General features: G+C 66.3%; 10 protein-coding genes. 1 reads left to right on the top strand and 9 read right to left on the bottom strand.

Going from position 1 to position 9,704, the window contains the following annotated elements:
• The 6 genes from I0Q12_RS13585 to I0Q12_RS13610 all read right to left on the bottom strand — a co-directional run.
• A partial coding sequence (locus I0Q12_RS13585; RefSeq protein ID WP_197252422.1) for an SLC13 family permease occupies positions 1 to 1,222 on the bottom strand: 1,222 nt, incomplete at its 3' end.
• Between the two features lie 106 nt (positions 1,223 to 1,328).
• Positions 1,329 to 2,456 (bottom strand): NADH:flavin oxidoreductase/NADH oxidase, encoded by a 1,128-nt coding sequence (locus I0Q12_RS13590; RefSeq protein ID WP_197252423.1) that lies wholly within the window; start codon positions 2,454 to 2,456, stop codon positions 1,329 to 1,331.
• A 2-nt stretch (positions 2,457 to 2,458) separates the two neighbouring features.
• Entirely contained in the window at positions 2,459 to 3,640 is a 1,182-nt protein-coding gene (locus I0Q12_RS13595) for a thiolase family protein (RefSeq protein ID WP_197252424.1), read from the bottom strand.
• Between the two features lie 5 nt (positions 3,641 to 3,645).
• Positions 3,646 to 4,074: a Zn-ribbon domain-containing OB-fold protein gene (locus tag I0Q12_RS34865; RefSeq protein WP_197252425.1), complete on the bottom strand. Its 429-nt coding sequence runs from the start codon at positions 4,072 to 4,074 to the stop codon at positions 3,646 to 3,648.
• Positions 4,071 to 5,693, bottom strand: a complete 1,623-nt coding sequence (locus I0Q12_RS13605; protein ID WP_197252426.1) for an AMP-binding protein — start codon at positions 5,691 to 5,693, stop codon at positions 4,071 to 4,073. The genes I0Q12_RS34865 and I0Q12_RS13605 overlap by 4 nt, the downstream gene beginning before the upstream one ends.
• Positions 5,690 to 7,498 carry an FAD-dependent oxidoreductase gene (locus I0Q12_RS13610; protein WP_197252427.1) on the bottom strand — a complete coding sequence of 603 codons (1,809 nt, stop codon included), beginning with the start codon at positions 7,496 to 7,498 and terminating at the stop codon, positions 5,690 to 5,692. The genes I0Q12_RS13605 and I0Q12_RS13610 overlap by 4 nt, the downstream gene beginning before the upstream one ends.
• Before the next feature lie 269 nt (positions 7,499 to 7,767).
• Between I0Q12_RS13610 and I0Q12_RS32790 the strand changes: the two genes are divergently transcribed.
• Entirely contained in the window at positions 7,768 to 8,316 is a 549-nt protein-coding gene (locus tag I0Q12_RS32790) for a MarR family transcriptional regulator (protein ID WP_197252428.1), read from the top strand.
• Positions 8,317 to 8,394: 78 nt separating this feature from the next.
• Here I0Q12_RS32790 and I0Q12_RS13620 read toward each other — a convergent pair whose 3' ends face one another.
• From I0Q12_RS13620 to I0Q12_RS32795, 3 genes are all read right to left on the bottom strand, one after another.
• Positions 8,395 to 9,138 (bottom strand): HNH endonuclease family protein, encoded by a 744-nt coding sequence (locus tag I0Q12_RS13620; RefSeq protein ID WP_374068695.1) that lies wholly within the window; start codon positions 9,136 to 9,138, stop codon positions 8,395 to 8,397.
• Positions 9,139 to 9,178: 40 nt separating this feature from the next.
• A complete protein-coding gene (locus I0Q12_RS13625) occupies positions 9,179 to 9,505 on the bottom strand; it encodes a hypothetical protein (RefSeq protein WP_197252429.1) in 327 nt (108 codons plus the stop codon).
• Between the two features lie 76 nt (positions 9,506 to 9,581).
• The coding region (locus tag I0Q12_RS32795; RefSeq protein WP_231610603.1) for a zinc-binding dehydrogenase at positions 9,582 to 9,704 on the bottom strand (123 nt) is incomplete at its 5' end.

Here is a 9,704-nt window from a genome sequence, read left to right on the forward strand (position 1 = left end):
TCGCCAGAGCGAGGGCTCCGATGATGCCCAGCGGGCTCGCGTCGACGATCGTCGTGGACACGGTGACCGGGCCGACCACCGACAGGGTGCTCATGTCACCCGAGACGAGCGGCATAGCGAGCTGCAAGGTCGCACCGATGACGGTGATCGACGAGGCGAACGCCGAGATGATGCCGCTGAGCCAGGACAGGGCGAGGACGGCGCCGGACGCGGAGCCGATGCTGGACAGCGAGTCGTTGATCGCGTCGATCGTGCCGATCTCGGTCAGAACGCCGATGTAGATCAGGACACCGGCGAGCATCAGCATGACGCCCCAGGGCATGGTGTTGATGAAGGTGTTCTGCTTGCGCTCGAAGAGCAGCGTCAGCAGCAGACCCAGTGCCAACGCGCTGAACCCGATGTCCATGCCGAAACCGAGCGAGGCGACGAGCAAGGTGGCCAGCGCGATCAGCGTGGCGATCTGGTAGGTGTTCGGCCGTCCGTGTCCTGTGCCCCGGCCTGCAGCGGGGGACGGGCCGTCGAAGTCCGGAGTATCGGCGGAGCCACCGGCGGATCCGGACACCGGCCCGCCGCCCACCGTGGCCAACGCCGGCTGCGCCACCGACATCCGGCCGGCACGCACCAGCTTCGCACCACCGAACAGGAAGTAGGCGATGACCGCGACGAGACCGTTGATCGCCACATGGCTCACGAACAGCTGGAGGGTGATCGGCTCGAGTCCGGCTTCGGTGAGTTGCTTCGCGGTGAACACAGCCGGAGTCGCCAGCGGGCCGAAATTGCCGGCCAGGATGCCGTGCACGACCATGATCGTCACGAGGAACCGGCTGATGTCGTAGTCCCTGGCCAGTCGCATCGCAACCGGGATGACGAGAGCTGCCACGGCCGGCGGATAGGCACCGATCGCGGTCGCCGCGGCCGAGAGCACGAACAGCAGCGGAGGCACCAGCGCGATCGAGCCACGCAGCAGGCGCAGCAGCCCGTCGACGATGAAGTCCATCGTCTTGCTCGACTCGACCACGGCGAAGAAGTATGTGATGCCGATGATCAGGATGAAGGTTTCACTCGGGAACGAGTCTGCGACGACATCCAGCGAGATTCCGCTGAAGTATGCGATCGCGGTGCCGCCGACCAGGAGCAGCAGTCCCATGTTGATCGTCCACACCGATGCGACGATGAACGATCCGAGGAGTATCACCACGGAGGCGATTTGGAGGAAGGTCATGCGAAAGTCCACTTCGTTTAAAGGGGAAGGATGCGTTGGGCTTTCAAGGTGTTCGGTTCGTGTCGCGCCGTGGCGCGAAGAAGGTCTGTAAGCCCCGACAGTCTGTTCACGTGGTCGGCTGTACCTCCTGGCGGCCGAGATGTTGCCATGACTTCGGGGGTTCGAACGTGCTGGTTCTGGCCCGGGCGTACTGGTACGGCACATCGAGGTGATGGCCCAGAATTTCCGCCGCCGACCAGGTCCAGTGCGGATTGTGCAGGTGGCCTCGGCCGATTCCGACCAGGTCCACGCTGCCGTCCGCGACCAGCTCGTCGGCGAGGACCGGGCTGCTGATCAGACCGACTCCGATGACCGGGATGTTCACGTGCCGGCGAATGAGCCGTGCCGGCGGGATCTGGTAACCGGGACCGAGGGGGATGTCCCCGCGCGCGTTGCCACCACTGCTGACGTGGACGAAATCGGCCCCGCGCCGTTCGAGGTCGACGGCGAATCGGCATGCCTCCTCGGGAATGATGCCACCGTCGACCCAGTCGGTTCCATTGACGCGGACACCGAGAGCCACGGTCGACGGAACGGCCGCGCGCACCGCCTCGAAGACCCGCAGGGGGAAGCGCGCACGGTTGTCGTACCCGCCGCCGAACTCGTCGGTTCGCCGGTTCGCCAACGGGGACAGGAACGAGCTGAGCAGATATCCGTGTGCTCCGTGCAGCTCGATCAGGTCGAACCTGGCATCGACCGCTCGATTCGCGGCGGCGACGAAGTGCTCGACCACGCGGTCCATATCGTCCACGGTCAGTGGCATCGGAACAGGCCACCGCTCGGACACCGGGACGGCGCTCGGACCGATCGTCGGCCACCCCTCGGTCGCGTCCAGGGGGCCCGAGCCGCCGGTTCGTGGGCTGTGGCTGGAAGCCTTGCGACCGGCGTGCGACAGCTGGATACCGAGCCGGATCGGCGATTGGGATCGTACCGTTTTCACCAGTGCAGCCAGGGCTTCGGACTGGTCGTCGCGCCACAGGCCGAGGCAGTCCGGCGTAATCCGTCCTTCCTCGGAGACCGCGGTCGCTTCCATGATCAGTAGTGCTGCGCCGGACAGGGCCAGGCTGCCGATGTGGATCAGGTGCCAGTCGGTGGCCAGTCCGTCGCGGGCACTGTACTGACACATGGGAGGGATGACGATGCGGTTGGGCAGGGACAACGGACCGAGGTCGATGGGATCGAACAGATTCGGCATCGTCAGTCCTCTCTCATCAGCAGTGCGCAGCCGAGGCCGTAGGCGCCCATGCTGACTGCGGCGACGTCCGGCTCTCGGCCGACCTGCCGCGTTCCTCCACGTCCCCACAGCTGGACACAGGCCTCGTGGAGATGTCCCAGTCCGTGCAAACGCCCGGCCGAGAGCTGGCCGCCACCGGTGTTCATCGGTAGTTCTCCGTTCAGTCCGATATTCGTGCCACCTTCGACGAACGCCCCGACCTCGCCCTTGGCGCAGAAGCCCAGAGCCTCCAGCCAGTGCACCGTCAGGATGCTCATGCCGTCGTAGATCTGCGCCACGCGCACGTCGCGACGAGAAATCCGGGACCGATCCCAGAGCATCGCAGCCGCCTTCTCGGCCCCGAACGAGGTCAGGTCGCGAGGGTCGCGCAATCCGCCGGCCCCCATCGCGGTGCCGACGGCCTCGAAGCGTAGGGGTGGATTGGTCATGTGCCGGGCGTCGTCGAGCCGGGAGAGCACGAAAGCGACCGATCCGTCGACCGGGACGTCGCAATCGTAGAGGCGGAGGGGCCAGGACACGACGCGGCTGTCGAGGTAGTCGTCGAGCGTGAGCGGGTCGCGGTAGACAGCCGAGGGGTTGCCCGCCGCATTCGTACGGGCGTTCACGGCGATCGCACCGAGCTGCTCGTGGGTCAGCTTGTGCTCGTACATGTACCGCTGTGCGTAGGTCGCGTACCAAGGCACGGGGGATTCGACACCGTACGGTGCGGTCCATTCCCAGAAGCCGTGGATCTCCCCGGATGATCCGGCCCAACTCTGCGCCTGCTTGTCCAGCGCCCGGGACTGTGCCTCGGTCACGGTGCGGAAGACCAGGACGTGACGGGCGAGCCCTGCGGACAGTGCACCGATCGCATTGACGATCGCGCTGAACTGGCTCGGCGAGTCCAGGGCGGCGGCCGAGTACCAATTGACGTTCAGTCCCAGCGCAAGACGCAGGTCCTGTGCGCCGACGGGAGCGAACCCGCCGCCGGTGTTCGCGGCTCCCGGATAGGTCGAGATGCCGTCGATGTCGTCGACCGTGAGCCCGGCGTCGGTGATCGCGGTCAGGGCCGCGTCCACGGTCAGGGACAGGGCGCTCGCGGTGGTGCGGCGCCCCACCTCGGACAAACCGATACCGGTGATGGCTACATTTCGTTCGGCATGCACCGGCGTCACTCCTCGTCCGTGATCTCGAAAACGGGCAGCCACGCCTCACCCTGCTGCTGGAAGCGGGTGACGACGGGCTTGTCGGTGGGGTCGTCGATATCGGTGCCGCCGATCAGACCTCCGAAGACGTACAGGCCGGGTTGTTCGACCAGTTCGACGTATCCGACACGAAAAGGCACCGGCTGGCCGGGAAACCAGGGCTGCTCGTTGGTGGTCCACGATGCGACGCGGCCGTGTCCGCTGACAGCGTCGGATGCCAGATGGGTGGCCGTGCGGCACCGTCGGCAGACGGGGCTCGGCGGGTGCTGCCACTGCTCGCACGCGGAGCAGTGCTGGATACGCAACCGGCCGGTTGCTCCGCCGGTCCAGTAGTCGGCGGTGTCCGGGGTGATGCCGGGGACACGCCGACCGTGGGTCCAGATCGTGCTCGTCACTGCGTCCTCCGGTGGGGCTCCAATGCGGCGGCACTCGCGTACCGGTCCCGCAGCTTGTATTTCTCGATCTTGTGGCTGGCGTTGCGTGGCAAGGTGTCGACGGGCACGTAGAACTCCGGCCGCATGTAGCGGGGCAGTGCCTCCTCACATTCCTTCTGCAGGGACGCCAGGGCCTCGGGGCTGCTGTCCTCGAGTTCGAGGAACAGCGCGATCTCGTCTTCTTCGAGTTCGGACGGAACCGCGATCGCGGCGACGTCGCGCACGCCGTCGATCTTCGAGACCATCCCTTCGAGCTCGAAGGCGGAGATGTTCTCTCCGCGCCGACGGATCACATCCTTGAGCCGGTCCTCGAACCACATGTAGCCGTCGGCATCGATGCGGCACAGGTCGCCGGTGTGGAACCATCCATTGCGCCGACTCTGCACGGTGGCTTCCGGCATCCCGTAATACCCGCTGGACTCGTTCCACGGAACGGTGGACCGGATGACCAGTTCCCCCTTCGTGTCCGGGGGGACCTCGAGATCGTGGGTGTCCACGATCCGGGCCTCCATCCCGGGGCGGAGCCGCCCGGCCGAGCCGAGCTTCTCCGACGGATCGGCAAGGGTGTACGCATGGCTCGGGCCGTAGTCGGTGAGACTGTAGCCGGAGGTGAAACGCAACCCGAACCGGCGTTCGAAGTCCGTGGCGTAGGCGGGGATCGGCACGGTCATCACCATGCGAAGGGAATTGTCCGCGTCCGTCGGCCGAGGGTCTTTCTTCCACAGGATCGCGGCCATCGAACCGAGCAGGTTCGTGGCGGTGATGCGAGCGGTGCGCACGTCGTCCCAGAACTTGGACGCGGAGAACCGCCGACGGAGGAAGACCTGGGAGCCCGCGCCGATCGCGCAGTGCAGTGCTCCCTGAAAAGCGTTGACGTGGAACAGCGGCAAGCAGATGTACACCCGATCGTCGGCGCGGTAGCCGAACGACACGGCGTGGCTGAAACCCCACAGCATCGCGCGGATGTGCGTCATCATCACGCCCTTCGACGGGCCTGTCGTCCCGGACGTGTAGTTGATGTAGCCCAGGCTCGTCGGGTCGACGGCATCGAGTGGCAGTGGCGCGGTGGAGTCGGCCTCCTGGCAGATCGTGGCGTGGGTGATTCCCTCGGCCTCGGTTTCGCTCCACGGACCTGTCAGTCCGATCGCCGCGATCCCGGCGTCCTGTGCGATGCGGGCCGACTCGTGGTTCGAGGCGTCGTGGACGAGCATCGACGCATCGGAATTGGTGAGGTAGTAGGCGAGAAGGTCGCCGGCGGCCTGGGTGTTGAGCGGCACCGCGACAGCCCCGAGACGGCTGAGCGCGATGTAGAAGAGGATGTGCTCGACGCTGTTGGGCAATTGCACGGCGACGTGTGCGCCCCGGGACACTCCGCGGGCGGTGAGCCAGCGTGCGTACAGTTCGGCTTCCTCGACCAATCGGGTGTAGGTGTACTCGACACCGGTATCGAGGTCCGTCAGGAAGATTCGATCCGGATCCCGGCGCGCTCGCGTGGAGAGGGACTCGAAGAGAGTCAACTGGTGTAAGTCGAATCCCATTCGGAGACGGTCGAAGTCGGAGACCGATTCGGACAGCGTCACGAGGCTGCTCCTTCGAGTGCAGCGGCACGCAGGGTGTCCCGGGCAGCAGCGGTACGGCTGCCGTCCACACCGAGGGCAGACATCGAGTCGGACAGTTCGACGAACACGCGCTGCAGAGCCGAGTGCGGGCGATCGTCGGCGGGAGCGACCGAGGCGTGGTCCTGGACGTACACGATCCGATCGGGTCGGCCGGCCAGGGCATCGCCGGCCACGGTCAGTCCCAGGCGTTCGCGCACCGCATCGTCGGGCGCATATACGACATGCGTCGCCGCCGGCTCGGGGGTGTCGGTGGAGGGATACTTCGATCCCTCGTCGTGGAGCAGCAGCGCGGCGGTACCGGGGGCGTCGCTCGGGTCGGTGAGGCGTTCGATGCGGAAGTACCGCGGAGGCAGAAGCTCGGTGAGATACCGTTCCTCACCCGACTGCGTGGTCACGCGAAGCTCGCTGAGCGGGCGACCGACGACGCCGCTGTCCGCAGCGTCCACGGGGAAGTCCGAGATGTGTGCGGCGGCATGGCCGTCGATGAGTTCCCGCAGGGCAGGGGCCTCGGGAAGCAGAGACATCACCTCACGACGGAGTGTGCGGGAGGCTTCGTCGGCGCTGGTCATGAACAGGGACACCGGTGTCAGGGCGTCGAGGGTGCGGCTGACGACATGGGTCCGCTCGGCGGAATACTCGTCGAGTGGGGTGTCGTCGCCGGCCAGTGCGAAAGGCAGGCGCCAGGCCAGGGCATTGACGTCACCGAATCCCATGTTCAGGCCGCGTCCTCCGAAGATCGGGGACTGATGTGCGGCGTCCCCCGCGAACAGCACCCGGCCCTGCCGGTAGCGGGGAAGAGTGCGTCCCAGGGCCCGGTAGGTGGTGACCCACAGAATCGTCGGTTCCGCATCGATACCCATCATCGACAGGTGCTCGCGGACACGGGTTTCGGCTGTCTCGGGCGTGGCAGCCGCTTCGGGATCCGTGCCTTCGGGCACCTGGTAGTCGAGGCGCCAGACGTCGAACGGCTGCGAATGCAGGATCGCCACGGAATCGGGTGCGTAATCAGGTCCGATGAAGAGCCGGCGGCCCGGCTGCAGGTCGTGGTCCATGGAGAAGTCGCAGATGATGAACCGGGCATCGGCGCTGCGGCGAGGGACTACGTCCTCGTATCGAAGGCCGAGGAGGCGTCGGGTGACGCCCCGAGCCCCGTCGGCACCGATCACGTAGCGGGCTCGAAGCTGGTAGTTGCTCCCGTGCGCGTCGACGTCGATGCGCACCTCGTCACCGAGATCGTCTATGCCCGTAACGGTGTGGCCCCACCGGATCGCGTGAGGCGCACGGGCTCGGAGGTTGTCCAACAGCACGTGCTCCAGCCAGCATTGCTGCAGGAGCGCCAGCTGGGGAAAGCGCTCGTGCAGTTCGGTTTCGTATTCGGTACGCCACAGTTCGGTGCTGCCATGGAACACGATGCTGCGGCTGCGCGGCTGTGCGAGCTTCATGAAGTCCTCGCTCACACCGATGGTGTCGAGGAAATGCAGGCTCTCTCGATTGAGGGTGAGCGCGCGGCTTCCGTCCGAGAGTTGGGTACGGGCCTCGAGAACGACCGCGTCGATTCCCCGTCGCTGCAGTGCGATCGCCATGGCAAGACCGACCGGTCCTCCACCGATCACGGCCACGTCGTGAACTCGATCGCTCTCGGCGGTATCGGGGACCGGTGACGGATCGAATTGCTGCCATTCGTAATACATTGCGTGCTTCTTCCTCTTCGCGCGCCGGCTGGGGCGCACCGGCTTCCCGGACGGGGACTCGGTGGTGGGCGTCATGGCGCGACTTCACTGAGTCGCAGGTCACATAAAGTGATACGAGTCTGAATTACATGCATCCGGATGTCAAGGCGACCGAATGGGTGTCTGCATCCCTCGCTCTGCCGAGACATGGGGAGTGATGGACTCTTTTAGCAGGTAATCGGTCCCAAATTGGCAGGTCGGCGGACGCCGTCCGGTAGCTCATCCGGCTGGAACTGCGGCGGAATCAAGTTCGAACCCGAATCAGTTTCTGGTCATGTCGAACTACATGCGACTAGTGTGTCCACGTGCCCAACGACTCATCGAACGTCCCCAACAGCGATGTGGCGGACTATTGGAGCCTGGTCGACCGTGCGCAGGGGCTGATCCCCAGCCACGTCGATGGTGTGGACATGGAGGCCAGCCGCCTCGTCATGTCGCTGAACCGGGCCACCCGGACCGTGATCTACGACCTCGAGGTCCAGACACTGCGACCGCTTCATCAAACGGACTCGACATTCCGAGTGCTGTTCGTCCTGTGGGTGGCGGGACCGCTGAGTCCGCACATGGTGGCGAGTTTGTCCTCGATGCCCAGGCCGACGGTGTCCAGTCTGGTGGCCAGTTTGCGCAAAGCCGGCCTGATCGATCGGCAGGACGATCCTGAAGACGGGCGGGGTGCGACGCTCAGCCTGACCTCCGAAGGCACTGCGGTCATCACGAAGGCATTCGCAGATCACAATCGGCGCGAACACGAGTGGGCATCTCTGCTCACGCCGATCGAACGCCAGCTCCTGATCATGCTGTTGGAAAAGCTGATGAACGGTCGTCGGGACATCGGGGCAGTCGAGCGGCACTGAAGCCGGTCGGACATCGTACGTCGACCCCGTAGACAGCTCGAACTCGATCGCTCGGCGGCGTGTGTGTCCTACCGGCGATCACGGCGCGTTCGGCGTCATCGGCGAAAGCTGATTCGCATCGGGGCAGGTCGCGGCCGCGTCGGTGAGGGCACGGTGGTCGGCCGCGGTCACCGGCAGTCCGTACCGCACCGCGACCGTCAGATACTTGCCCGCGAACCAGCAGCGCGTGCTCGACGCGGGCGGCAGCCAGTCGGCGGGAGTGCGGTCGCGTTTGTCCTCGTTGGCCTCGCCGTCCACGGCGACGAGATTGAAGTCGATGTCGTTGGCGAACTGCCGGCGCAGCTGCGGTGGCCACGTCGCGGCACCGAGGTCCCACGCCGCGGCCAGGGGATAGACGTGGTCGATCTGCACCTCGCGGGCGTCGCTGCGCCGGAACAGGATTCGTTCTCCCGTGTACGGGTCGTCGAGGGTGCCGGACAGCACGACGCAGTTGCCCGTGCCGGGACGGAACGTCGTTTCGCGCAGGTCGCGTGCGAGCACGTTGTTACGGGTGTCGCAGCCGTCGCGCCCACCGCGACCGGGATGATCGTCCGACCAGGCCGGCCCGAACACACACGCCTCGCCGGCGTCGCAGCCACGCTGATATCCCGGCACGTGCGGGCGCCGGAACACCACCTCGACGCCGGCGAGCAACCGCCCGAGATCTGCGCGGGACGGGCTGCCGGGCGCGGCCGGTCCCGTCGGGCCGGTTCGTTCCCACCCCGACGACGCGACGATCGCGACCGCCACCACCACGACCCAGATGCCCTTGCCCCCGCGCACCGGACGATCGTCGCAGCGGGCACCGACAACGATCAGTTGCTCATCCGTCGACCGTCAGCGGAAACCGGGCGGCGTGGATGGACGAGACCGTCCGGCCGTCGTGCCCGATGATCCACGAGCCTCCGCTCTGCTTGCACTGGGCGATCCGGTCGAACACGGTGAGCAGGAAGAAGATCGCCTGCTCGGGACTCGCGGTCGCGGCGAGGCGATGGGATTCGCCGTGCTTGGTGCCGTCGAGCCACACCCCGCACTGGCCGTCCAGCCGCAGGGTGGTGACGTGACCGGAATCGACGAACGCGTACTTGACCTGTTCCCAGGGGGTGTTGGAGCTGTAGGTCTGCTCGAGGACCTGGATCAGAATCGTCATGGCGGACTCCTGGTGAGGGACCTGGTCACCAGTGTCCCAGTGTCGTTCCCGCTGCGCGTCCGATCCGCGGGTGCGCTCAGCGAACCACGATGACGACCTTGCCGCGGGCGTGGCCGCCTTCGACGACGGCGAGCGCCGCACCGGCCTCCCGCAGCGGGAACGTCCGCTCGATGTGCGGGTCCACGGTGCCGTCCGCGAC

Source organism: Rhodococcus sp. CX (genome assembly GCF_015865005.1).
In the GTDB taxonomy this organism is placed as follows: domain Bacteria; phylum Actinomycetota; class Actinomycetes; order Mycobacteriales; family Mycobacteriaceae; genus Rhodococcus.

Coding starts and splice junctions, on each gene's coding strand:
- I0Q12_RS13625 (WP_197252429.1), bottom strand. CDS start 9,505: ATGACGATTCTGATCCAGGTCCTCGAGCAGACCTACAGCTCCAACACC.
- I0Q12_RS13610 (WP_197252427.1), bottom strand. CDS start 7,498: ATGACGCCCACCACCGAGTCCCCGTCCGGGAAGCCGGTGCGCCCCAGC.
- I0Q12_RS13590 (WP_197252423.1), bottom strand. CDS start 2,456: ATGCCGAATCTGTTCGATCCCATCGACCTCGGTCCGTTGTCCCTGCCC.